The organism is Sulfuriferula sp. (assembly GCF_054605375.1).
This window is the reverse complement of the sequence record NZ_JBTSEG010000036.1, coordinates 1-23,863: the sequence shown is the minus strand read 5'-3', so window position 1 is coordinate 23,863 and position 23,863 is coordinate 1. Positions and strand designations below refer to the sequence as shown.

Annotated in this window: 26 protein-coding genes; 15 read left to right on the top strand and 11 right to left on the bottom strand. The window is 56.0% G+C overall.

Annotated elements, in window-relative coordinates:
• The first annotated feature begins 306 nt into the window (after nt 1-306).
• The 3 genes from ACYCZJ_RS14750 to hslU all read left to right on the top strand — a co-directional run bounded on the left by ACYCZJ_RS14750 (nt 307) and on the right by hslU (nt 3,468).
• Nucleotides 307-1,467, top strand: coding sequence for an STAS domain-containing protein (locus tag ACYCZJ_RS14750; RefSeq protein WP_461554990.1), 1,161 nt, complete (start codon nt 307-309; stop codon nt 1,465-1,467).
• Between the two features lie 118 nt (nt 1,468-1,585).
• Nucleotides 1,586-2,122: an ATP-dependent protease subunit HslV gene (gene hslV / locus ACYCZJ_RS14745; protein WP_461554989.1), complete on the top strand. Its 537-nt coding sequence runs from the start codon at nt 1,586-1,588 to the stop codon at nt 2,120-2,122.
• Between the two features lie 2 nt (nt 2,123-2,124).
• On the top strand, nt 2,125-3,468 hold the full coding sequence (gene hslU / locus ACYCZJ_RS14740; protein ID WP_461554988.1) for an ATP-dependent protease ATPase subunit HslU: 1,344 nt from the start codon (nt 2,125-2,127) through the stop codon (nt 3,466-3,468).
• A gap of 8 nt (nt 3,469-3,476) precedes the next feature.
• Here hslU and modC read toward each other — a convergent pair whose 3' ends face one another.
• Genes modC through modA form a run of 3 tightly spaced genes read right to left on the bottom strand, consistent with a single transcriptional unit; the run spans nt 3,477 to nt 6,025 of the window.
• Entirely contained in the window at nt 3,477-4,559 is a 1,083-nt protein-coding gene (gene modC / locus ACYCZJ_RS14735; RefSeq protein WP_461554987.1) for a molybdenum ABC transporter ATP-binding protein, read from the bottom strand.
• The gene (gene modB / locus ACYCZJ_RS14730; protein ID WP_461554986.1) at nt 4,556-5,233 is read right to left on the bottom strand and encodes a molybdate ABC transporter permease subunit; all 678 of its coding nucleotides are present in this window, start codon (nt 5,231-5,233) and stop codon (nt 4,556-4,558) included. The genes modC and modB overlap by 4 nt, the downstream gene beginning before the upstream one ends.
• A 36-nt stretch (nt 5,234-5,269) precedes the next feature.
• A complete protein-coding gene (gene modA / locus ACYCZJ_RS14725) occupies nt 5,270-6,025 on the bottom strand; it encodes a molybdate ABC transporter substrate-binding protein (RefSeq protein WP_461554985.1) in 756 nt (251 codons plus the stop codon).
• 220 nt (nt 6,026-6,245) lie between these two features.
• Between modA and ACYCZJ_RS14720 the strand changes: the two genes are divergently transcribed.
• Nucleotides 6,246-8,081 (top strand): hypothetical protein, encoded by a 1,836-nt coding sequence (locus ACYCZJ_RS14720; protein ID WP_461554984.1) that lies wholly within the window; start codon nt 6,246-6,248, stop codon nt 8,079-8,081.
• Nucleotides 8,082-8,290: 209 nt separating this feature from the next.
• Complete coding sequence (locus ACYCZJ_RS14715; RefSeq protein ID WP_461554983.1) at nt 8,291-9,214, top strand: DMT family transporter; 924 nt, start codon at nt 8,291-8,293, stop codon at nt 9,212-9,214.
• A gap of 11 nt (nt 9,215-9,225) precedes the next feature.
• Here ACYCZJ_RS14715 and ACYCZJ_RS14710 read toward each other — a convergent pair whose 3' ends face one another.
• Together ACYCZJ_RS14710 and ACYCZJ_RS14705 are read right to left on the bottom strand one after the other, a co-directional pair.
• Nucleotides 9,226-9,765, bottom strand: a complete 540-nt coding sequence (locus ACYCZJ_RS14710) for a response regulator transcription factor (RefSeq protein WP_461554982.1) — start codon at nt 9,763-9,765, stop codon at nt 9,226-9,228.
• On the bottom strand, nt 9,762-11,030 hold the full coding sequence (locus tag ACYCZJ_RS14705) for an ATP-binding protein (RefSeq protein ID WP_461554992.1): 1,269 nt from the start codon (nt 11,028-11,030) through the stop codon (nt 9,762-9,764). Before ACYCZJ_RS14705 ends, ACYCZJ_RS14710 begins: the two co-directional genes overlap by 4 nt.
• A gap of 115 nt (nt 11,031-11,145) precedes the next feature.
• Between ACYCZJ_RS14705 and ACYCZJ_RS14700 the strand changes: the two genes are divergently transcribed.
• Nucleotides 11,146-11,664: a peroxiredoxin family protein gene (locus ACYCZJ_RS14700; RefSeq protein WP_461554981.1), complete on the top strand. Its 519-nt coding sequence runs from the start codon at nt 11,146-11,148 to the stop codon at nt 11,662-11,664.
• On the opposite strand, the gene ACYCZJ_RS14695 is transcribed toward ACYCZJ_RS14700, so the two are convergent.
• Entirely contained in the window at nt 11,654-12,628 is a 975-nt protein-coding gene (locus tag ACYCZJ_RS14695; RefSeq protein WP_461554980.1) for a transporter family protein, read from the bottom strand. The genes ACYCZJ_RS14700 and ACYCZJ_RS14695 overlap by 11 nt on opposite strands.
• A gap of 207 nt (nt 12,629-12,835) precedes the next feature.
• On the opposite strand from ACYCZJ_RS14695, the gene ACYCZJ_RS14690 reads away from it, so the two are divergent.
• The gene (locus tag ACYCZJ_RS14690; RefSeq protein WP_461554979.1) at nt 12,836-13,276 is read left to right on the top strand and encodes a copper chaperone PCu(A)C; all 441 of its coding nucleotides are present in this window, start codon (nt 12,836-12,838) and stop codon (nt 13,274-13,276) included.
• A 7-nt stretch (nt 13,277-13,283) separates the two neighbouring features.
• Here the strand turns inward: ACYCZJ_RS14690 and mtgA are convergent, their stop codons facing one another.
• Genes mtgA through ACYCZJ_RS14675 form a run of 3 tightly spaced genes read right to left on the bottom strand, consistent with a single transcriptional unit; the run spans nt 13,284 to nt 15,293 of the window.
• Nucleotides 13,284-13,973: a monofunctional biosynthetic peptidoglycan transglycosylase gene (gene mtgA / locus ACYCZJ_RS14685; RefSeq protein WP_461554978.1), complete on the bottom strand. Its 690-nt coding sequence runs from the start codon at nt 13,971-13,973 to the stop codon at nt 13,284-13,286.
• Nucleotides 13,973-14,791: a shikimate dehydrogenase gene (gene aroE / locus ACYCZJ_RS14680; protein ID WP_461554977.1), complete on the bottom strand. Its 819-nt coding sequence runs from the start codon at nt 14,789-14,791 to the stop codon at nt 13,973-13,975. The genes mtgA and aroE overlap by 1 nt, the downstream gene beginning before the upstream one ends.
• A 49-nt stretch (nt 14,792-14,840) precedes the next feature.
• On the bottom strand, nt 14,841-15,293 hold the full coding sequence (locus ACYCZJ_RS14675; protein ID WP_461554976.1) for a rhodanese-like domain-containing protein: 453 nt from the start codon (nt 15,291-15,293) through the stop codon (nt 14,841-14,843).
• 351 nt (nt 15,294-15,644) lie between these two features.
• Between ACYCZJ_RS14675 and glnA the strand changes: the two genes are divergently transcribed.
• The 4 genes from glnA to ntrC all read left to right on the top strand — a co-directional run bounded on the left by glnA (nt 15,645) and on the right by ntrC (nt 20,204).
• Entirely contained in the window at nt 15,645-17,054 is a 1,410-nt protein-coding gene (gene glnA, locus ACYCZJ_RS14670) for a glutamate--ammonia ligase (RefSeq protein ID WP_461554975.1), read from the top strand.
• A gap of 135 nt (nt 17,055-17,189) precedes the next feature.
• Nucleotides 17,190-17,642 (top strand): DUF4124 domain-containing protein, encoded by a 453-nt coding sequence (locus ACYCZJ_RS14665; RefSeq protein WP_461554974.1) that lies wholly within the window; start codon nt 17,190-17,192, stop codon nt 17,640-17,642.
• A gap of 80 nt (nt 17,643-17,722) precedes the next feature.
• Entirely contained in the window at nt 17,723-18,784 is a 1,062-nt protein-coding gene (glnL, locus tag ACYCZJ_RS14660; RefSeq protein ID WP_461554973.1) for a nitrogen regulation protein NR(II), read from the top strand.
• A gap of 10 nt (nt 18,785-18,794) precedes the next feature.
• Nucleotides 18,795-20,204 (top strand): nitrogen regulation protein NR(I), encoded by a 1,410-nt coding sequence (gene ntrC, locus ACYCZJ_RS14655; RefSeq protein WP_461554991.1) that lies wholly within the window; start codon nt 18,795-18,797, stop codon nt 20,202-20,204.
• A 61-nt stretch (nt 20,205-20,265) separates the two neighbouring features.
• Here ntrC and ACYCZJ_RS14650 read toward each other — a convergent pair whose 3' ends face one another.
• Entirely contained in the window at nt 20,266-20,949 is a 684-nt protein-coding gene (locus ACYCZJ_RS14650) for a Crp/Fnr family transcriptional regulator (protein ID WP_461554972.1), read from the bottom strand.
• A gap of 69 nt (nt 20,950-21,018) precedes the next feature.
• On the opposite strand from ACYCZJ_RS14650, the gene ACYCZJ_RS14645 reads away from it, so the two are divergent.
• Genes ACYCZJ_RS14645 through ACYCZJ_RS14630 form a run of 4 tightly spaced genes read left to right on the top strand, consistent with a single transcriptional unit; the run spans nt 21,019 to nt 23,099 of the window.
• Entirely contained in the window at nt 21,019-21,414 is a 396-nt protein-coding gene (locus ACYCZJ_RS14645; protein WP_461554971.1) for a hypothetical protein, read from the top strand.
• A gap of 2 nt (nt 21,415-21,416) precedes the next feature.
• Nucleotides 21,417-21,863, top strand: a complete 447-nt coding sequence (locus tag ACYCZJ_RS14640; RefSeq protein ID WP_461554970.1) for a biotin/lipoyl attachment domain-containing protein — start codon at nt 21,417-21,419, stop codon at nt 21,861-21,863.
• Between the two features lie 9 nt (nt 21,864-21,872).
• On the top strand, nt 21,873-22,583 hold the full coding sequence (locus ACYCZJ_RS14635; RefSeq protein WP_461554969.1) for a thioredoxin family protein: 711 nt from the start codon (nt 21,873-21,875) through the stop codon (nt 22,581-22,583).
• A gap of 3 nt (nt 22,584-22,586) precedes the next feature.
• Nucleotides 22,587-23,099 carry a hemerythrin domain-containing protein gene (locus ACYCZJ_RS14630; protein ID WP_461554968.1) on the top strand — a complete coding sequence of 171 codons (513 nt, stop codon included), beginning with the start codon at nt 22,587-22,589 and terminating at the stop codon, nt 23,097-23,099.
• A 5-nt stretch (nt 23,100-23,104) separates the two neighbouring features.
• Here ACYCZJ_RS14630 and xth read toward each other — a convergent pair.
• A partial coding sequence (gene xth, locus ACYCZJ_RS14625; RefSeq protein ID WP_461554967.1) for an exodeoxyribonuclease III occupies nt 23,105-23,863 on the bottom strand: 759 nt, incomplete at its 5' end.

Genomic DNA, 23,863 nt, shown 5'->3' with positions numbered 1-23,863 from the left:
AGCAGAGGATGAGCGCTACGATCAGATGAAACTGGGCGTGTAGCCGCCTTGGGCGGCTCATGGTTTTAGAGCGCCTTTGAGGCGCTCACCTAATAAACCCCCGGCTTTGCCGGGGGTCACTTAATTCTGCGTGCCATCCTTGTCTACCGCATCAAGTCGGTGGCATGGCGATGCTTGACTCCGTGCGCTTGATATTTGTTATGCTTAACATCTATTATCAGTATAAAGTTTAAACGCAAGTCAGCCGCTATCTGTTGATGTTGGGCCCCACAACGGCCGCAGGTGCGTTAGCCAGGTACCCTAAAATTGGATTTTTCGTTTTTTCGTAAAGACAAGAGCAAGCCGACTCCTGTCAAAAAATCAGGCAAAGTCGAAGCAATTGAGGCTATTAATCAGGAGCCGCTCACCGAAGAGCATTTCGACGCCGCACCGACACAGGGTGGAATTGATGTCGTGGAAACCGGAGCAAAACTTGCTCCCGGCATTGAAGAGGCGGCCATGCTGTATGCCAGTGATCGGGCCGATGATGCAATCGCCCTGCTCAAAACCTATCTGGCAAGCGAACAGGCTGGAGACGCGCAGTGGCTGATGTTATTCGACCTGTATCGAATGACCCGGCAGCGTGAAGCGTTTGACCGATTGGCACTTGATTACGCCGTAAAGCGTGAAACATCGCCGCCAGTATGGGTGGATGCGGCAACGATAAAACAGTCCGGAAAAAGCAACTCGGCAGACGCAACGAAATCGAGCGGCCAGCTTTTCAGCCTGAAAGGCAACCTTGACGAAAACAGTGCCGACCGCATCACGCTATTGCAAAGCGCCGCAGGCCAGGGAGCCATCCAGCTCGACCTGTCCGGCATCAACGCCATTACGCCTGCTGGCAGCCGGTTGCTCAAAGACGCACTGGCCCATCTGCAAAAAAATCGTGCCCAGTTACAAATCGCCAGCGGCGCACTGATCAGCCTACTCCAGCAACACACAGGAGATGCGGGTCAGAGTGAACCTGCGCACTGGCTGCTTTTATTGCAGCTCTATCAGGTGCAGGGAAAACAGGATGAATTTGAAGACCTCGCCGTTGATTATGCCGTGCGTTTCGAAGTCTCTCCGCCGTCCTGGGAAACACCCGCCGCAGTGGCACAAAGCATCGCTCCGTTAGAAACGGTCAAGGTTGCCGAAGGCGGCTCGGGCAATGTTTTCGCAATGCACGGCATCATCAATGGCGGCAGTGCCGCACGCTTCGAGGAGTTTCGCACCTTTGCAGCCAAACACGCAGAAGTGGAACTGGATCTGGCCGATGTGCAACGTGTCGAATTCGCCAGCGTCAACCTGTTCATGGAAGTGCTAATGAGTCTGCTACAGGCGGGAAAACGTGTGCGCATTGTGGGTGGTAACGAAATGGTCAACGTTGTTCTGATCGTCATGGGCGTTGACGAAATGGCAGAGGTCGTACGACGCAAGACCGGTTAAATATAACCATAATATTAATCACATGGGGTTGAGAAACCAGCCAACGGCCCCACCTAGGCTTTTAACATCGTAACTCCCATCGCAAGAAAATTCACCGTTCATCGCAGAAAGCCAATTTATGGAGCAATATCGCGGTACGACCATCCTGTCGGTACGGCGCGGCAATCAGGTCGCACTGGGTGGCGACGGCCAGGTTACCTTGGGCAACATCGTCATCAAATCCACGGCACGCAAAGTACGCCGTCTGTATCAGGAAAAAATACTGGCAGGGTTTGCGGGCGGTACCGCCGATGCGTTTACCCTGTTTGAGCGCTTTGAAGCCAAGCTGGATCAGCACCAGGGAAATTTGCTACGCTCGGCGGTGGAGCTTGCCAAGGATTGGCGCACCGATCGTATCTTGCGACGCCTCGAAGCCATGCTGGCCGTAGCGGATAGTGAGCACTCGCTGATCATTACCGGGAACGGCGATGTGCTGGAGCCGGAATACGGCATCGTTGCTATCGGCAGCGGTGGTGCCTACGCCCAGGCTGCCGCACGCGGGCTGCTGGAAAATACGGATCTGCACGTGCGCGACGTCGTCGCCAAATCACTGGCGATAGCCGGCGACCTGTGCATATATACCAATCAGAATCATGTGATCGAAGTGCTTGAATAACCATGTCTCAGATGACTCCGCAAGAAATCGTCCACGAACTCGATAAACACATTATTGGCCAGAATGCGGCCAAGCGCGCCGTCGCCGTCGCATTGCGCAACCGCTGGCGGCGCGCCCAGGTGGCAGAACCGTTGCGCCACGAGATTACTCCCAAAAACATCCTGATGATTGGCCCTACAGGCGTTGGCAAGACAGAAATCGCGCGCCGCCTTGCAAGGTTGGCTGATGCACCGTTCATCAAGATAGAAGCAACCAAATTTACCGAAGTGGGCTATGTGGGACGCGATGTGGATTCCATCATTCGCGACCTGATGGAAACTGCGATCAAGGACCTGCGTGAACAGGACATGGCCAAGCACAAAATGCGTGCCGAAGACGCTGCCGAGGAACGCATACTCGACGCCTTGCTGCCGCCGGCCCGAGATGTGGCATACCATCTGGACGCTGAAACGACTGCGAAACCGGAAGATTCCGCGACGCGCCAGAAATTTCGCAAGATGCTGCGCGAGGGAGAGCTGAATGATAAAGAGATAGAGATCGATGTTGCCGCCATGCAGGCAAGTGCGCAGATATTCGCGCCGCCGGGCATGGAAGACCTGACCAGCCAGATCCAGGGCATGTTCCAGAATATGGGTGGCGGGCGGCGCAAAACCCGCAAGCTGAAAATCGCCGAGGCGCTGAAGATCATCACCGAAGAAGAAGCTGCACAGATGGTGAACGAGGAAGACATCAAGCAACGAGCGCTAAACAGCGTCGAGCAAAATGGCATTGTGTTCCTTGACGAGATTGACAAAATCACCAGCCGCAATGAAGGCGGCGGAGGTGAAGTCTCGCGTCAGGGAGTGCAACGTGATTTATTGCCGCTGGTGGAAGGTACGACCGTCACCACCAAATACGGGATGGTCAATACCGATCACATCCTGTTTATCGCCAGTGGCGCTTTCCATCTGGCCAAGCCATCGGATCTCATCCCCGAATTGCAGGGCCGCTTTCCCATCCGGGTTGAGCTGGACTCGCTGTCGGTGCAGGATTTCGAAGCCATTCTCACCGCCACCGACGCCTGTTTGACGCGTCAGTACCAGGCGCTGCTTGCTACCGAAGGCATGCAAGTCAGTTTTACGCCGGATGGCATACGCCGCCTTGCGGAAATCGCTTTTCAAGTCAATGAAACCACCGAAAACATTGGTGCACGCCGTTTGCACACGGTAATGGAGCGTCTGCTGGAAGAGGTCTCGTTCGATGCCGGAAAATACGCGGGCCAACTGGTGAATGTGGATGCGGATTTTGTCGATGCGCGGCTGAAAAATCTGGCCATCAGCGAAGATCTGGTGCGCTATATCCTGTAAGGGGCGCGTTAACCCAGCAAGGCGACGGATTTGACTTGTACCCACACTTCTTTGCCCGGCGCCAAACCGAGCAGACTGGCGGAAAGCCGGGTTACGCGCGCCAGCAGTGGCGTGCTTCCCACCTGCAGGCGAACCAGCACAAGGCTGGGATGAGTATCGTCGGCTAACGCAACGACCCTGCCCGCCAGCTGGTTGAGAATGCTGGTCTGCTCGGGGCGCACCAACGCCAGACTCACGTCGCGCGCCAGAATGCGCACCCGGACTGGCGCGCCGATGGGCGTACCCATATCCCGTACCCATAAACTGCCACCATCAAAATCGGCACGCAACAGGTGCCATTCCTCGTCGCGTGTCCCGACGCGGGCGTCAATCACGACACCCGTATCCTCACCCAGACGAATCGGCAAATCGAGGCGTGCCAGGGTTTTGCCTAATGGCCCATTTGCCAGCGCCCGGCCACCGTCCATGACGACGATATGATTGGCAAGCCGGGCGACTTCGTCCGGCGCATGGCTCACATACAGAATGGGTATTTCCAGTTCAGCCTGGAGACGTTCCAGATACGGTAAAACTTCCTGTTTGCGGGCCAGGTCAAGCGCCGCAAGCGGTTCATCCATGAGCAGAATTTTCGGGCTCACAGTCAGCGCACGGGCGATGCCGACGCGCTGGCGCTCCCCGCCGGAAAGCGTGTCGGGTTTTTGTGCCAGCAATGCACCAATGCCCAATAACTGGATGGCGTGATCCAGCGAAACGCGGCGCTCGGAGACCGGCACACGTTTCATGCCATATTCCAGATTGCGGCGGACATCAAGGTGTGGAAAAAGGCTTGCTTCCTGAAACACATAACCCAAGGGGCGTTGGTAGGTGGGTACATAAATGTGTTGGGCCGGGTCTTGCCAGATGCTGCCATTGATTTGCAAAAAACCATCCGGAGCATGTTCCAGTCCTGCTATGCATCGCAACAGCGAGGTTTTCCCTGAACCTGAAGGCCCGAACAGGGCTGTTACCCCGCGCCCTGGCAGTTCCAGGTCAACATCCAGAGAAAATGTGCTGTAATCGAGCTTGAAACTGGCGCGGATAAGCGAATTCATTTGCGTCGGCCGGTAGGATTGAGCGTATACAAGCCCAACAAGACCAAAAAGGAAAAAATCACCATGCTCGCTGCAAGCGCGTGCGCATGCATATATTCCATTGCTTCTACATGGTCGTAAATCTGCACCGATACCACACGCGTTTTATTCGGAATGTTGCCGCCGATCATCAATACCACACCGAATTCGCCAACTGTATGCGCGAACCCCATGACCATCGCGGTCAGATAGCCGGGCTTGGCGAGAGGCAGCATCACCGTGATGAATGTATCCAGCGGCGAGGCGCGTAGTGTCGCCGCCGCTTCGGCATGGCGTTCGCTGATGGCTTCAAAAGCGTTCTGTATCGGCTGCACGACAAAAGGCAGCGAGTAAAATACCGAAGCCACCACCAGCCCCCAGAAAGTAAACGGCAGAAGTCCCAGTCCCAGTGACTGGGTAAGGTGGCCTACAGGGCCGTCCGGGCCCATCGCAATCAGCAGGTAAAACCCCAGCACCGTAGGCGGCAACACGATGGGCATGGCGACCAGCGCGCCTGCCGGGCCTTTCCACCATGAGCGTGTATGCGCCAGCCACCAGGCAATGGGTGTGCCGATTAAAATCAGGATGGTGGTGGTGAGTGCGGCCAGCTTGACGGTTAGCCAGATGGCCGCGAGATCGGGGTTGTCGAAAGTCATGAATCGCGCCGGAATATATCGACCAGATTCGCGATTCTACAGGGTATATCCGTAGGACCTGATCACGTCTTGAGCTTGCTTGGTTTTGAGAAATTTGATCAGGGCGCGGACGGCTGGATTGTTTTTGCCCCTGGTTAGAATGACGGCGTCCTGGCGAATGGGCTGATACAGGTTTGAAGGAACAATCCATACCGAGCCGCTGGTGAGCTTGCCGTTTGCATAGACTTGAGACAACGCGACAAAGCCGATTTCAGCATTGCCGGTACTGACAAACTGATACGCTTGGCCAATACTTTCACCCTGCACGAACTTGGGAGAAAGCGCGTCCAGCAGGCCGATTTTGCTTAAGGTTTCAATGGCTGCGGCGCCGTAAGGCGCCAGTTTTGGCGCCGCCAGCGCGAGATGGGCGAAAGCGCTTTTTTTCAACACGGCACCCTCGTTATCGACAAAACCCGGTTTGGCTGACCACAACACCAGGGACCCTGTCGCATAAGTAAAACGGCTTTCCGCAAGCGCGCGGCCCTCTTTTATCAGCTTGGCCGGTGTGGCCTCATCGGCGGCAAGAAACACTTCGAAAGGCGCGCCATTCCGGATTTGGGTATACAGTTCCCCGGTCGAACCAAATGACAATTCCGTTTTTTCGCCCGTGGCTTTTTCAAAGTCTGCGGCGATGATTTTCATTGGAGCGGTGAAGTTGGCAGCCACGGCAACCTGAACCTCACCCGCGCTGGCTGGTAAATTAAAGGTAATTAAAGTAACGAGCAGCGCGCAATTAAAACCACGTGTAAGCATTTTGGGGTCCCTGCTGTTCAATAAAGATGACTGAAATTATGGGCCAATATCGATATATATTTTATTATATAACGAGGTTATCTATGGGTCAAACGCTGTTGCAAACGTAGATCCTGGATACCGCATAAGCCATCGATATGGCGCCATAAAAAGCGCCGCTCAACATATACGGTACATCTCGGTAGAATACCGGCATAACTCATAAACTCAGGAGACCAGAATGGCCACCCGCGATGCGCTAAGCGCTAAAGAAGCATCCTGTAACAGCCCGGAAGACTGGGCGGCACTGGCGCAAGAGGCGCTGATGGAGCCCGCCGATGCCGAATACGCCAAAAAACTGGTGGACGATATTGCCGGCGATTGTCAGTTCACCAAGGATTTGGTCGCGATCGCCACGGTGTACAAGGCGCTGGGCGACGATACGCAAGCCGCCGAGCTCATGCAGCAGGCAGAGGACTATTGCATGAGTGGCGAAGAGCAAATCGCCCTGGCCGAAGGCAAATTCAAGGTGCTGAATGACAAAGCAGGCGCAGTCACTGCTTACGAACAGGCGTTGAAGGAAATTGCCAATGTGGCGCCATTGCTGGAGCTGGCGAAAACCATGCTGGCCGTGATTGGCGACAAGGAGTTCGCCAAAAAAATCTATGCCAAGGCCGAGGCGAAGGCGGAAACGGTTGCCGCTCGCGCAGCGGAATACGTCAAGCTGGCTCAGGCAGCTGCCGCCGATTTGGGCGATGCGGGGTATCTGGGTGAATTGTACGAACGCGCGGCCGCCAAGCTGAGCACTCCCGCAGATCTGCTGCTGCTTGCCAATTCCATGAATGATCCTGCGCGAGCCAAACCGCTTTACACCAAGGTGCTGGAGAGTAGCGGCGACGTGCAAAGCCTCGCCAAATTACTGGAAGCCGCACAGGCGGCCAAGGACGAGGGATTCGTCAAACTCATCCTGGAAAAAATGGCCGGCCTGGCCACTACCACGCCCGAACTTCTTTCGCTCACCGATGGGTTCATGGCGGTTGGGGACAAGGCCAATGCGAGCAAGACACTGGACGCTGCCGAGGACAAGGTAACCAGTGCAGATGAAATGCAGAAAGTCGTGGACGCCACGGCGCGTCATTTCGCCGAAGATTCGCCCCGCCTTGAGCGCGGCAAGCAAAAACTGGAAAAACGTATTGCCAATCAGGCGCGTTACGTCGAATTCCAGACCCTGGAAAACGCCCTGTCGAGCGTCAAGGCCACATTACATCTGGCCGAGCGGGTGGCTGTGGAACTGGCCGATCCGTTCTATGCGGCCAAATTGCTCGACCGCGCGGAAAAAATGCTGGCGGAAGAGCCATTCCAGTTCAGCCGCACCCAGCCGCTGATTGTGGCCGTAGATAAACACACCGACGATACCGCCTGGCTGACGCGCCTGCTGGACGAATCCGCCGCCAAAACGACCGATTTCATCTGGTTCAAGGAAGTCGCGCACACGGCAGCACACCTGTCGCATCACCCGGAACTTGGCCTTGAAAAGGCACGTGCTTACCTGAAAGACTGGGAAGCCAGGCTGAAGGCCTGCAATGCCAGCGTTTATGATTTTACCAAGCTGGCGCAAGCGGTGATTGCCGACCTGGGTGATACGGTGTGGGGAACGGCGCTGCTTAACGACGCGCGCGCCAGCGCCAAGGATCACTATGCCCTCGCCCACATCGGCCATCTTACGGCTCTGGTGGGCGATGCTGCGGGTGCTGAAGCGCTCTACCTGCAAGCAGCAGCAAAGTGCATAACCGGGGATGCCGCACTGCAATTAGTCGATCGCCTTAAGTCATACGAGTTGTCTGAAGCGCAATTACGCAAGATTTACGAAGCCTGTGGTCAGGCACAGGTCACCCCTGCCGACAAGCTGCGCTGGGTGGAAGGCATAACAGAATGCTTCCGTGACAAAGCCTGGGCAGCGCAGGCATACAGCGAGATAGACGGCCAATTTACAGGGGCCGACAAAATACGTTTTCACCAGTCACGCATGAGCCGGGTAGGCGATGAGTTTTATCCGTACCGTCGACACGCAGCTTAAATTGACACAGCAAGTGCACACAGGTAACTTTGCAATCATGACAGCAAACCCTCAATACGATGTAGCCCAATGCGTATCCAAACGACTGTGGATGTGGAAATACTCCACCACTGCGGTCGCTTTTCATTGATTTAAATCAGAAAACAATCGCAGGTCTTTGCTGCGATTGTCTTGTCCGCCATAGACCTGCACTATTCGAAAGGGTCCAGGTGGCAAACTCAATCAAACCCGATGCCATTCGGCAGCATGCACTCACCGGCGGATTGTTCGCGTTGCTGGCCGCCGTTGGATTCTCGGCCAAAGCCATTCTGGTCAAACTGGCGTATGTCGATCGCGTGGATGCAATTACGTTGCTGGCGCTGCGCATGGCTTTCTCGGTGCCGGTATTTCTGGCGGTAGCTGTTTGGACAAAATTTCACAAGTCGCCAACCGCGTTAACCCGGCATGACTGGTTTGCCGTACTGGGACTCGGATTGATCGGGTATTACCTCGCCAGCTATCTGGATTTTCTTGGCTTGCAGTACATCTCTGCAGGATTGGAGCGGTTGATTCTGTATCTTTATCCAACCATGGTCGTGGTGCTGTCTGCATGGCTGTACCGGCAATCCATCAAGCCGCGTGAACGGTTCGCCCTGTTATTGAGTTATGCGGGCATCGCGCTGGTCTTCGTGCATGATGCCGGAATGCGCGGGAGCGGCATGTCGATGGGCGCGCTGCTGGTATTTGGCAGCGCCCTCGCCTATGCGATTTATCTGATCGGCGCAAATCATACTATTGCGCGTATTGGTGCAACCCGCTTTACCGCTTACGCCATGACGGTGGCGAGCTTGGCCAGCATGTTGCAATTTGCCGTGACGCATCCATTGCATGATCTGATGCTGAGTAAGCGAGTGTATTACCTGACACTGGCGATGGCCGTGGTTTCCACCATCCTGCCCGCGTTTTTGATTTCAGCCGCCATGCGCCGTATCGGTGCTGGTAAAACTGCGCTGATCGGAGCCGTCGGGCCGGTGTCCACGATATACCTGGCATGGGTGTTTTTAGGCGAGGGCGTATCCTTTACTCAAGCCATTGGTTCGATGCTGGTATTGGCCGGGGTGCTGGTAATAAGCGTCAGGCGCAGCGGGCGTTGAAACGGGGAGGTTTATTGGCGCACCGGGCGTTTCCCCAGCTTGCGCTGCAGCGTGCGCCGATGCATGTTGAGGGCGCGTGCAGTGGCGGAAATGTTGTTGTGATTTTCGCTGAGGACACGCTGAATGTGTTCCCATTCCATTCGCTCCACCGACGGCGGACGCGAACTTAACGCCATATTGGCATCGCCGGCTCCACGTTGTAGTGCACTCACAATTTCATCCACGTCCGCTGGCTTGGCGAGGTAATGGGTGGCGCCGAGCTTGATCGCTTCGATGGCGGTGGCAATGCTGGCATAGCCGGTGAGCATGACAATGCGCGTATGTTCATTCAGCTGTTTCAGGCGCGCTACCAGCTGCAGGCCGGATTCGCCGGGCATTTTCAAGTCCACCACTGCGTATTCCGGCGGGCTGTGTTCGGCCAGCAGTAGCGCTGCCGCCACATTGGCAGCGCTACTGACCTGGTAGCCACGCCGGGTAAGTGCACGCGTCAAGACCTCACGGAATGTGGCATCGTCGTCTACGAGCAGCAGGCCAGGGACATGCCCGGTCATGGTGCGGACGGCACCTGCAAGGGCAGACGTACCAGTATGTGCGCGCCGCCGCCTTCACGCGACAGCATGCGTACGCTGCCACCCAAGCGTTCGACGGTGGCATTGGCCAGGAACAAACCCAGTCCGAACCCGCCCTGCGCCTGCTTGGTGGTAAAAAATACTTCGCCGGCGCGGGCGGCAGCCTCGCGGTCAAAGCCTTGACCACGGTCGAGGATATCAAGCGTCAAGGTCTGGCGGTCCCAGCGCGCTTCCAGTTCCACAGCCGGGGCGGCATCGGCGGCATTGTTAAACAGGCTGAGCAGTGCCTGGCCTAGTGTTGCCGTAGCCAGGATGTGTGGCGCAGGACGCGCGCCTTCCCACCGGGTTTGCAGGCAAGCCGCGGGGCGCATCAATTGCCACTGTGTGACCAATTCATCAAGATAGGCGTCGACAGTCAGCAAGCGCGCGTCTTCGGCACGTTCCGCGCCCGCAGTGGCGGTGAGCCGATTGAGTATGGCTTTGCAGGCGGTGATCTGGTCGCGCAGAATCTGGAGATTCGAGATCAATGCCGGATTGCCGCCGTGTTCGTATTGCAACTCACCGGCAACGACCGCCATGGTGGCCAGCGGGGTGGATAACTCGTGGGCTGCGCCTGCAGCCAGGCTACCCAGCGCTACAATCTTTTCGTTGCGCAAACCGGTTTCACGCACTTCCGCCAGCTCGCGTTCGCGGCTGCGAATCGAGGCAGCCATGCGGCCAATGAAAAAGGTGATCAGGAGTGCGCTGGCAATGAAATTGAGCCACATCCCGGCGACATGCAAAGCAAAGGCCGCTGCACTGTGCGGCATGTGTAACGGCAAATAAAAGAACATCAACAGGCTGTACGCAGTCAGGCAAAAAATTGTGATTATCCAGGCATATAACGCAGGCAGCGTAATTGCGGCGATGATGATCGGCAATAGATAGAGCGAAACAAAAGGATTGGTCGAGCCGCCGCTATAAAACAGCAGCACGGCCAGCGCCATCGCATCCACGAGTAGCTGGGCAAAGAACTCCATGGCAGTAACTGACCAGGGCTGTCTCAGCCTTGCCCAGGTTGCGAGATTGAGCAGCGCCATCAACGCGACCACCATTAACATGGGAAATAGCGGAAGCCGGATGTCGAGAGCAAAGTTGACGCCGGTGATTGCCAGTAATTGTCCAGTAATGGCATACAGACGCAGCACAAACAGGCGGCGTAACATGCCGTTGACAGGCACGGTAAGGAAACGGTTGGTAAGCGTCATGGCATGCAATTGTACGCCCCTGCGTGGGCAGGCACGCAGCGACAATTGGTCGCAGGCAAGGCCAGCGTTACAGCAGGTAAACTGGCGAATATCAACCCGTTATCCAGGAGCAGCCATGCATCGAATCGCGCGTATTTTATTGATGGTGGTGCTGGCAGTGGTCACTACGCTGCCGGTGCAGGCGGACAGTTTGCGCGTCGGCACGGCAGCGCCGGCATTCACCGTGAAAATGCTGGATGGGCGTGTGCTGAGTCTGGCCAGCCTGCAAGGCAAGGTTGTGGTGCTGAATTTTTGGGCAACCTGGTGCCCACCCTGCCAGGCAGAAATGCCGGTACTCGAACAGTACTACCGGCAGTACCAGAAAGAGGGCTTGGAGATTATTGCGGTCAGTATGGATGGCCTTGGCGACGAAGCCAAAGTACGGGCGGTAGCGACAGCCTACACGTACCCGGTGGGGTTGATTTCCGATGCCCGCATGGAGGCCTATGGGCGAATCTGGCGGCTACCGCTGACATTTGTGATTGATCGTACAGGCGTGTTGCGTAAAACGGACTGGTCGGGCGAGCAGCCCATCACTGCAAGCAGCCTGGACGAATTTGTTCTACCTTATCTGAAAACGCCGCCTACAAACTGAAGTTCAATCCCACCGATGCATTCCAGCGCGGCGCCAGTTGCAGGCCTTCAACATATTGATAAACCGGTATCTGGATAAAGCCGTAAATTTTGGTGGACTTGTTGAGGGCGACCGTGAGACCCGGACTCAGATAAACCAGCTTGCCGCCAGTATTGGCAGGATCCGCGTTCGCCCCGGCATCACGCTGACGTGTCTGCGCATTGATTTGCAATTGCGGCACGATCTTGTCGAACGCCATGTAACGTACGCCGGTATTGAGATTCAGTGCATTGCCGGGGCGATAGCCATGCAGGGTTTTGATGGATGCCTGAAACAGGCCCTGCGCGAACCAGTCCCAGTTTTTATTCAGCGTGCCATAGCGATAGACGCCCAGGATAAGATCCGTGCTACCGCTACCCGGCTGCAGGCTGCGATCCAGTGGCGTGCCCGCGCCGGGCCCGCTGGAAAAGCTGTAATCATGTTTGCCGGTCGGTAATTTCAGGCCGAACTGGATACCGGTATCCCCGTCAGGAGAAAACCCCTGATAACGCGCTATCAGCTTGATGTCGCCGATGCTTTGGGTATGCGAGTAGGTATTCTCGCTGTCGCCTGCACTCAGTGTGGCATGATTGCGATCAACGTACGGAACCTGAAGGTTGAATCCCCAGGCACGATCAGGAGAATAATCAATGCCCAATGTGTAATAACGGTTGGTGGTTATTTGCTCGGTTTCAGCTACCGTGCCATTGGTCAGCGCAGTCGCGATATCGCTATTGCTGGCCGTGCCACTGCCATGGCGTAATTGATTCTGGTTGATATAGTCGTAACGCAAGTCCACCCGCCACCCCGGCGTGCTGGATAATCCCTGGTTTTCCCAATCCGGGCTCAAGGTGCACCCGCAACTGGAACATGCCAGTGCCGACGTGGGGGCAAGCAGTGCCACGCAGACAGTCAGATAACCGATTTTGCTTGATAGGTAGGTCATTACAATGCATTCCCGTGGGATCGAAAACAGGCTCCATCATACTGGCCGGGACCGCGATGCCCTATGTGACACGATGCCGCATCCTGTCGAGATGAGGCAATATGTCGCACGCAGATTCATACCATCTTCTTGCCTAAACACGTATCTTTGTCGAGGTCGAGCGTGTGTAAAGCTGCAATCCAAAACCTAAATTAGAGGATGTCGATGATGAAACGATTCATAATGCTGGGTTTGCTGTTGCTGGCTCAGACTGCAATGGCAGCCAACATAAAAGTAGAGAATGCGTGGATGCGTGCAACAGCACCGGGTCAGCAGGTGGCGGGCGCCTATATGCAGATTGCCAGTCCGGTAAATGCCACGCTGGTGAAGGTTCAGAGTCCGGCTGCCGGCCGTATGGAAATTCATCTCATGGGGATGAATCACGGCGTGATGGAAATGCGTGAAGTCGGGACGCTGGCATTGCCCAAAGGGGAAACTGTAAAGCTGGCGCCGGGCGGTTTCCACCTGATGCTATTCGATCTAAAACAACCCTTCAAAGAGGGTGAAACAGTCCCTATCAAGCTCATCATCCAAACAGCCGATAAAAAGCGCGAAACAGTGAATGTCGTTGCGCAGGTGCGTGGCCTGGGTGGCCAGACGATGCATTAAATTTAATTTATCGCGGAATGACTGCTGAGCCCATGCGCGCCTGAATGATGGCTGCCCGATGCAACAAGCCGCGCGCATTGCGATGGGCGTCATAGTAGCGCGGATTCGGTACCATTGCGGCGAGCTTGGCGGCCTGGGCCGGTGACAGCGAGGCAGCCGAACTGTGGTAGTAATAATGCGCTGCGGCTTGAGCGCCGAATACGCCATTGCCCCATTCGATGACGTTCATGTAGATTTCCAGAATACGGCGTTTGGGCATCATTTGTTCCAGCATTACAGTGATGACCGCCTCTTCAAGTTTGCGCCAGGGCGTACGCTTGCCTGACAAAAACAGGTTTTTGGCGAGTTGCTGGCTGATGGTTGAGCCGCCTGCAACGATCCTGCCTTTTTTCAGGTTTTTTTCAGCCGCGTACTGGATCCCTTCCCAGTCAAAGCCATCATGGCGGAGAAAGCGCGCATCTTCTGCTGCGACCAGCGCGCGCTTGAGATTGCCGGATATTTTTGCATACGGCACCCATTTGTGACGCAATTCTGCATCCGGATTGTTCTGTTGCAGAATATCCAGCCGCTCATCCATGAACGCGCTGTTGGCCGGATTGTGGTCTACCCACCACCACACATGACCAAAAATCCACAATTGATAACCCAGCACCAGCAAAAACAGGCCAAGCAGCCCACGCTGTATCCATTTGCCCATTATGTGGGCTTACGCAGCATGGCGATAACCGGCGCGGTAGCCGGACGTACCTTGCGCCACACAAAAAACGCCTCCGCCGCCTGTTCTACCAGCATCCCCAGCCCATCCGCACATTGCGTCGCACCCTCACTACGCGCATGCGCAAGAAATGCTGTTTCCCCGATGCCGTACATCATGTCGTAGGCCAGACTGCCGTGTGCGTAAAGATTGGGCGGCAACGGTATCGCATCGCCGGTCAGACTGGCTGAGGTGGCATTGATTATCAGGTCGAACTGCAACCCATTCAGGGCAGGATAATCGCAAGCCGCCACTGCTCCGTAAGGCGTGAATTGTTGCTGCAGCAACAGTGCTTTGTCGATGCTGCGGTTGGCAAAGGTCAGCTGCGCCGGATGTTCGGCAAGCAGCGGCAGTGCAACGCCGCGCGCCGCGCCGCCCGCGCCCATGATCAGCAGCCGCTTATGCGCAATTCTGAAGCCGAGATTGCGAGTGATGTCGGCTACCAGCCCGGCGCCATCGGTGTTGTCGCCCTCGATGCCCGTGCCGGTAAATTTCAGGGTATTGGCAGCGCCCGCTAGTCGTGCGCGCTCGGACAGCTGGTCAGCCAAAGCAAAGGCCTGCTCCTTGAAGGGCACGGTGACATTTGCCCCGGCGCCTCCTGAATGGCGAAAGGCATTGACGGTGTCGGCAAACCCATCCAGCGGCGCGAGGATACGCTCATAGACGATATCCTGGCCGGTTTCACGGGCGAAAGCAGCGTGAATGCGCGGTGATTTTGAATGCTCGATCGGGTTGCCGATAACCGCATAAAGATGGGGCATGACGATTCACTGAAAATGGGCCAAGGCGATTCTAGCGGAAATTGCCGGATTAGCGGTGTTTCCATGGCAGGGCTGCGGCTTTCCAGCCGCAGCCCTGGCCGCGCATGCCGTCCGCGCTCTTGGCGCCTTCAAAGCCTTCCAGCACATTGTAAACTTCGGTATAACCGGCACCATGTGCCACCAGGGCAGTCTGGTGCGAGCGTTCGCCGCTGCGGCAAATGAACATGACGAGTGCTTCCATATCCACCTGTTGCTTGAGCTGTTGCATAAAGTATGCGTTCGGTATCCAGCCCGGATAAGCCTGCCACTCCAGTTGCACGGCGCCGGTAATTTCGCCCACCAAATCCCATTCTGCATGCGAGCGAACGTCCACCAGGCGAGCTCCGGGTGCATGGGACAAAATGAAATAAGCTTCGGTGGGCATAAGGGCACCGGCATAAGGCAAGCCCGCCAGCTTGCCGCGTTGTTGCGCGCGCTCGAGAATGTTGCTGATGGTGGGCATGGTGGATTCCTTGAGGTGTGTTGTAAAATCCTGATTTGAGTATAGTCAGATTAAATCAGACAGGCACGTCGCATTGTGCGCACCAAAATTGGGCGCAATAGTTTGGGCGCGCCCAAAAACAGGGCGCGTTTTTTGTTTCAGAGATGAAAGCGCTTGTGGCACAATTGCCAGTCTTGGGCGGCCGCTCATCCGGCCGACGTCCGGTACTTGGTAAAGGCGGCGCACAGACCACTTGCTGCGAGCACCATGGTATGGGATTCATTTTTGCTGGCATGTTTTCTGCTCAAACAATGCCCCAGCGGGAAAGTGCATCCGTTTTTTACGCAAACGCAACTCAATGAGGAGATTTAAATGGCGGTAGCCGATGTAATGAAAATGGTCAAAGAAAACGATGTGAAATTCGTTGACTTTCGTTTTACCGATACCCGTGGCAAAGAGCAGCACGTCAGCGTGCCTGTGAAACAGCTCAACGAAGAAAAATTCACAGACGGCCATGCGTTCGACGGCTCTTCCATCGCCGGCTGGAAAGGCATTCAAGCTTCCGACATGATCCTGATGCCGGATCCGGACAGCGCCCGCATGGATCCATTCATGGATGAATCCACGCTACTCTTGACTTGCGACGTGATCGAGCCGACCGACATGAAAGGCTATGACCGCGATCCGCGTTCCATCGCCAAGCGCGGCGAGGCTTACCTCAAATCCACCGGCATTGGCGACACCGCTTATTTCGGCCCGGAACCCGAATTTTTCGTTTTTGATTCCGTGAATTGGCATACCGACATGTCGGGCACTTCGGTCAAAATCAATTCCGAGGAAGCCGCCTGGAGTTCCGGAGAAAAATACGAAGGCGGTAACATGGGTCACCGCCCCACCGTGAAAGGCGGCTACTTCCCGGTCCCGCCCGTCGACAGCCTGCAAGACGTTCGTTCCGCCATGTGCCTGGCACTCGAAGACATGGGTGTACCTGTGGAAGTGCATCACCACGAAGTTGCCACTGCCGGGCAGTGCGAAATTGGCACCATGTTCAGCACCCTGACCAAGCGTGCCGACTGGACCCAGATCCTGAAATATGTGGTGCATAACGTGGCTCATGCATATGGCAAAACAGCAACCTTCATGCCCAAGCCTATCGTTGGTGACAACGGTTCCGGCATGCATGTGCACCAGTCCATCTGGAAAGACGGTAAAAACCTGTTTGCCGGTAACGGCTATGCCGGACTGTCTGAAACAGCACTGTATTACATCGGCGGCATTATCAAACATGCCAAGGCACTGAACGCCATCACCAATCCCGGCACCAACTCCTACAAGCGCCTGGTGCCCGGTTTTGAAGCGCCGGTGATGCTGGCCTACTCCGCCAAGAACCGCTCGGCCTCGATCCGTATTCCGCATGTGGCAAGCGAAAAAGCACGCCGTATCGAAGTGCGTTTTCCTGACCCTTCCGCCAATCCTTACCTGGCCTTTACCGCACTGATGATGGCGGGTCTGGACGGTATCCAGAACAAGATTCATCCTGGCGACGCTTCCGACAAAAATCTGTACGACCTGCCACCGGAAGAAGAAGCCAAGATCCCAAAAGTCTGCCATTCTTTGGAAATGGCGCTGGAAAACCTGGATCAGGATCGCGAGTTCCTGACCCGTGGCGGCGTATTCTCCAACGAGATGATCGATGCCTACATCGAACTGAAAATGGAGGAAGTCACACGTTTCCGCATGACGACCCATCCGGTCGAGTTTGAAATGTACTACTCGCTCTAAACCGGCGCTGTCATCCTAAAAAGGGCGGGATTTACCCGCCCTTTTTTTGTGCATCGATTGTTTACAGCCTTTATTTGCCATAAACTCTAAGCCGTCTTAGCCGTTATAGTGTGTATGTTTTTACCGGTTCCGGATATGAAAGCAGCCCTCCTTATCATTGGTTTGATCGTTAGTCTCCCTGTCCACGCTGAAATTTACAAATACGTGGATGAATCTGGCCAGGTTACTTATACCAACTTGCCCAGGCGCGGGGCCAAAAAACTGAATCTGGGGCCCGTGGATACGCCTGCCGCCCCGGCCGCACGTGCCAAGGAAACAAGTACACCCACCGATTTCCCGCGTGTGGACAGCAGTACGCAGCGCAAGCGTGATGATTTGCGGCGTACGGTTTTGCAGGATGAGTTGCGTACCGAAGAGCATAACCTGGCTGAAGCGGTCGCCGCGCAAAAAACAGGTGAAGCACTGCGTAGCGGGGAACAGGCCGGCAGTGCAAGCTGGCGTGAACGCACAGACAAACTGCGTGATAGTGTCAAGCGCCACGAAGACAACATCCGCGCTTTGAAAAAAGAGCTGGCCAGCATTAAATAACCGCACGTTTTTTCTGGCGTGCTATTTGCTTAGACACGTTAGATGCGTCCACTCAAACTACCCAAACTCAGCCTTCCTCCATGCATGCTATAGGCCATCAGTTGATGGGGCTGGAGCATTTGGCCACCGCAGTGCTGGCGCTGGATGAGATGCGTCAGACGCGCTACCTGAATCCGGCCGCCGAAAACCTGCTCGGGCTTTCTGCCGGCCAGGCAAATGGCCTGTCACTGGACGCGCTGTTTAATTCTCCAAAGCAGTTACACTCGGCCCTTGATTACGCGCTTTCACACAATGCCAGTTTTACCGAGCATGAACTGGTCCTGGAAGTGAACACCAATCGTCTGCAGGTGAGTTGTACGGTGACGCCGCTGGAAAATGCGCCGGTGGCATTCATGATCGAATTTCATCCGATGGACCAGCAACTCAAAATTGCCCGGGATGAGCGTATGCTGTTACAGCAACAGGCCAATCGTGAACTGATTCGCAATCTCGCGCATGAAATTAAAAATCCGCTGGGTGGTATCCGTGGTGCGGCGCAGTTGCTGGAGCACGAGTTGCCCAAGGAAACGCGTGAATATACGCAGGTAATCATTCAGGAGTCCGACCGTTTGCAATCCCTGATGGATCGATTGCTCACGCCCCACCGGCTACCGCAAATCAGTGCGGTCAACATTCTGGAAGTGCTGGAACGGGTACGCAGCCTGGTGCTGGCCGAAACGCAGAGCGGACTCAAGATTCGGCGCGATTATGACACCAGTATTCCTGAGATTACCGGAGATCGCGAACAGCTCATCCAGGCCACGCTGAATATTGTGCGCAACGCAGTTCAGGCGCTACACGGTAAAGGTGAAGTTGTACTGCGCACGCGCATTGCAAGGCAAGTGACGTTGACCATGAAACGCCATCCTCTTGCAGTGCAAATCCAGATTATTGACGATGGCCCGGGGATACCGGAATCGGTGCGCGAACGCATTTTTTATCCACTGGTATCGGCCCGTGAAGGCGGCAGTGGCCTTGGCCTGACGCTGGCACAGACATTCGTGCATCAGCATCAGGGCACGATAGAAGTGGATAGTCGCCCCGGGCATACCTGTTTTACCCTGCTGCTGCCGTTGGGAGCAAACGGAAATAAAGAGAACTGAATAAATCATGATGAAACCTGTCTGGATTATCGACGATGACCGTTCCATACGCTGGGTGTTTGAAAAAGCCCTGAAGCGCGAAGAAATCCCGTTTGCAAGTTTTTCCTCGGTGCAGGAAGCCGAAGCGGCGCTGGAAAAAGATTCGCCACAAGTCGTGGTGAGCGACATCCGCATGCCTGGCGCTTCCGGGCTGGATTTGCTGCAACGGCTCAAAGAGCGCTATCCGCGTCTCCCGGTGATTATCATGACCGCCTATTCCGATCTGGAGTCCGCTGTAGCGGCATTTCAAGGCGGTGCGTTTGAATATCTGCCCAAGCCATTCGATGTGGATCATGCCATCGAACTGATCCGCCGTGCTATCGACGAAAGCCTGCGAGAAGACGAGACTGCCGCTGTGCCGAATGAAGCGGTACCGGAAATTCTTGGTCAGGCACCCGCCATGCAGGAGGTGTTCCGCGCCATTGGCCGCCTCTCGCAGTCCCACACCACAGTGTTGATTACCGGCGAGTCCGGCAGCGGCAAGGAACTGGTCGCGTCGGCCCTGCACCGCCACAGTCCGCGCGCAGCCAAACCCTTCATTGCGTTGAATACCGCGGCGATCCCCAAAGATTTGCTGGAATCCGAATTGTTCGGACACGAGCGCGGTGCTTTTACCGGCGCGCAAGCCCAGCGTCGTGGCCGGTTTGAGCAGGCCGACGGCGGCACCCTGTTTCTGGATGAAATCGGCGATATGCCGCCGGAGCTGCAAACACGCCTGCTCAGGGTGCTGGCCGATGGTCAGTTTTATCGCGTGGGCGGTCATCAGCCGATCAAGGTGAATGTGCGGGTGATTGCCGCGACCCATCAGAATCTGGATAACCGGGTAAAGGAAGGACTGTTCCGCGAGGATCTCTATCACCGTTTGAACGTGATTCGACTGCGCTTGCCAGCACTGCGCGAACGTGGCGAGGACATTCCTATCCTGGCGCGTCATTTTTTGCAAAAGACTGCGCGTGAGCAAGGCGTGGAACCGAAAAAGCTTTCCGATGCAGCGCTCAAGCATCTGAGCCAGCTTGCCTGGAGCGGCAACGTCCGCCAACTTGAAAACGTTTGCCATTGGCTCACTGTAATGGCGCCCGGACAAAATATTGATGTCGCCGATTTGCCGCCCGAATTGCTGGGCGCAGCGGGTCAGGCACCTGCCGGAGGCAACTGGGCGCACTCATTGGCACGCGAGGCGGACGCCGCATTAGGGCGCGGTGAGGTGGGGATTATTGAAGGACTCACCCAGGAATTCGAGAAAACCCTGATCACCGTTGCACTTAAGCACACCGGTGGCCGGCGTATTGAGGCCGCCAATCTGTTGGGCCTGGGGCGCAATACCCTGACCCGAAAAATCCAGGATCTGGGTCTGGAAAGCAAGGATGCGCCTGTTGAATAATGCGGACGCTGGTCCACAGCGTTGATGCATGCCATGAACCGTACATGGTGTGATGAATATTTCAGGAGATACGGCTCAGCGCATCGGGTTTGAGTACCACGACGGTTTCAGCATTGACCTGGATCAAACCCTCGTCGCGCAGCTTGGACAGGATGCGCGACAGTGTTTCTGGCTGGATACCCAGCAGCGAAGCGATGGTTTGCTTCGACGCGGGCAACCGCACAGTGCGAGTAGCCGCACTTTTTTGCGCCGGCTGCGCCAGCAGGTATTGAGCAAAGCGCTGCACTCCGGTTTGCAAGGTGAGGCGATCGATTTCCGTTACCAAGCCATGTACGCGCCGGCTCATTGCCGCCAGCAGCGCAAGACATAAATCCGCATCGCAGCGTAACAGTCCCAGGAAAAAATCAGCGTCAAATGCGATCAGCCGGGTCGCCTCCAAGGCGCTGGCGTGAACGGGGTAGCGTCCGCCCATGAACATCACCGCCTCGGCGAACAGATGCTCGCGTCCGATCAGTTCCATGACATGTTCCTGCCCGTCTTCGGCTAATAAAAACAGCTTGATTGTCCCTGTTTTGACCAAGAAAAAGCGGTTACCCGGATCATTCTTCGCAAACAACGGTTCGCCAGCTTCCAGCTCACGCCAGCGGGCACGTTCCGCGACTTGCACAAGCAGCGCTCGATCCAGATCGCGGAACAGATAAGCGAGGCGGAAATCCTTGATATCAGGCGTAGTGGGCATGGACATTTGATCTAGATCAAGGTATTAATAAATCAAGCGGGATAGGATGATTCCAAATTTAACAAGGTTTTTATTATGCACAAGCGTAACCGCTGGTTTATTACCATTTCACTCATTTATGGCCTGCTGGGCGGGCTGGTTGCCCTCACCTGGCTTATTGCGCCGGGTCTGATTCCCGGCAACGTAGCGCGCATGCATGGGCACATTATGTTGCTCGGATTCATGCTGATGTTTATCTATGGCGTGGCGCTGCATGTGCTGCCGCGATTTTCCGGTAATGCATTATATTCGGAACGCATGGCGAACTGGCAACTCTATCTCGCCAACGCCGGTTTGCCGCTCATGATAGTCGGTTGGTTGAGCATGCTCAATTGGCTGGTGCTGGTGGGCGGCGCTATCACCTATTTCGCCATAGCGTTATTCGGTATCAATATGCTGTTTACCGTCAAACCCAACGGACCCTGGAGATAATCATGTCGGAACACCGCGGCTGTGAGTTGCCGGAAGACCTTTATTACGACCTGGACTACGTATGGGTGCGCCCGGAAGAAGATGGCACCTACACCATCGGTCTCACCGATCCATCGCAAACCATGTCGGGTAAGGTGCAGTATGTATGGATCAAGAATATCGGCACCCATCGCGAATGGAAAAAACCGATGGCGCGGCTGGAGTCGGGTAAATGGGCGGGCGGTATACCGGCACCGTTCCCCGGCGTGATCGTGGCGCGTAACGAGACGGTCCTGGCCAACCCCAACCTGATCAATATCGATCCCTACCACGACGCCTGGCTGGTGCGCATGAAGCCGGACGACCCGAGCACCGCGTTGACGCATCTCACCACCGGCAACGCCGCACAGGAAGCGCTCAAGGCGTGGATAGAGCGTTATGACGTGCAGTGCATGCGCTGCCAGGATTAGGGAACAAACATGAAAGTCGAATTGCTGGTTTCGGAATGGTGCGCTTCCTGCCATCAGTCAGAAAAAATCTGGCGCGAGGTGGCCGAGGAAAAGGATATCGAATTTTCGGTGCTGGATATGGGGCAGCCGGAGGGGCGCGCCCTGGTGAGCCGGCTGCGTTTGAAGACCATCCCGGCCGTGGTGATCGACGGCGAACTGAAGGGCATCGGTGTGCAAACCTTTGCGGAAGCACGCGATTGGGTGGCCACCGCACCCGCCAAGCAGAAAACGAACATGCAGCACGCCGGTCTTACGCTGTCGCCGGATAATCGCCTGTTCATGCTGGGGGCCATGGTCTATCTGATGCTGGGCGGACTTGGGCTGGCTATTAATGGCACTCTGCTGACCGACGGTCCGGCGCGCCCGGTGGCGCTGCATCTCGTCACGGTGGGCTTCATGCTGATGCTGATCTATGGATTGGCCGCGCACATGCTGCCGCGGTTTACCGGCAGTCCTATCCTGATGGGTAAGTGGCCGTGGCTACAGATGGGCTTGGTGCATGCCGGGTTGCTGGCATACAGCGCCGGTTTCCTGATGGGTGTCTATCCAGTGGTTATCGCCGGCGGTGCGCTGATCTGGTTGTCGCTTCTGGTGTTTACCGTGCGCATCTGGCCGGTGCTATGGTCCAAGCCGCGCAAGAACGGTATGGTCATCCCGCTACATATACAACCAGGAGAGTAGCCCATGCAACTGATGCCCAAACCAGCGCCGGGATTCGATGATCCAATAGGGCTGCTACGTGCCTGCCATGAACGCATCCTCGGCCATTGCGATACGCTGGAACGGTTGGTATCGCACCTGCGGCAGCATGGAGCAGATGAAGATGCGCAACAGGCGGCGGTGCGCATTCTGCGTTATTTTCAGGTGGCCGCGCCATTGCACCATCAGGATGAAGAGCGTGATCTGTTTCCGGCACTGCGTGCCCATTCCGCCTTTCCGGCCATCCAGCATCAGGGGCTGGAAAAGCTGATAGCCCAGCATCGCGAACTGGACCAGCTATGGATAGAGATGGAAGCGGCTTTGCTGGCCATTTCCAGGGGTGCGCCAGCCGACCTCGCTGTGCAATCCTTCGTGGTACTGACACGCGCGCATATCGCCGTGGAAGAGCGCGAAATTTTTCCGCTGGCCGAGCGTCTTCTGGATGCGGCGACGCGAGCTGTTCTGAGCAACGCCATGCAGGCGCGCCGACAAACATAGCGGCGTTAGCCGGCGAGTTCTGCCACCACAGGCGCATGGTCGGAGGGTCGTTCCAGTTTGCGTATGTCCTTATCGATAACGCATGCGGTACAAGTGGGTGCCAAGGCCTCGGAGAGCAGGATATGGTCAATGCGCATCCCCATATTGCGCCGGAATGCAGCCATGCGGTAATCCCACCAGCTGAAAGTTTGTTCGGGCTGCTCGAACAGCCGAAAGCTGTCTTTCAGTCCGAGCGCCAGCAAGCCTTGCCATGCCGCGCGTTCCGCTTCGGATACCAGCACCGAGCCGACCCAGGCTGCCGGGTCGTGCACATCGCGGTCATCGGGGGCGATATTGTAATCACCCAGCACGATCAGTTTCGGGTAGCGCGCGAGTTCATTGCGAAGCAGCCCTGTAAGCGCTTTCAGCCAGGCCAGCTTGTATTGATACTTGTCCGAATCCACGCTTTGACCATTCGGCACATACACGCAGATTACCCGAGTGCCATTGATCGTGGCGGCGAGAACCCTTTGCTGCAGATCGTCGTAACCTGCCATGCCGACAGTCACCTCCAGTAACGGTTGTTTGCTGAGGATGGCGACGCCATTGTAGGTTTTTTGCCCGGCATAAACGACTTGATAGCCGATAGCCATGATTTCGTCACACGGAAATTTTCCGTCCTCCAGCTTGGTTTCCTGCAGGCACACTACATCGGGCTGGCGCGCAGCCAGCCAGTCAAGTAAATGCGGCAGGCGAACCTTGAGGGAATTGACGTTCCAGGTTGC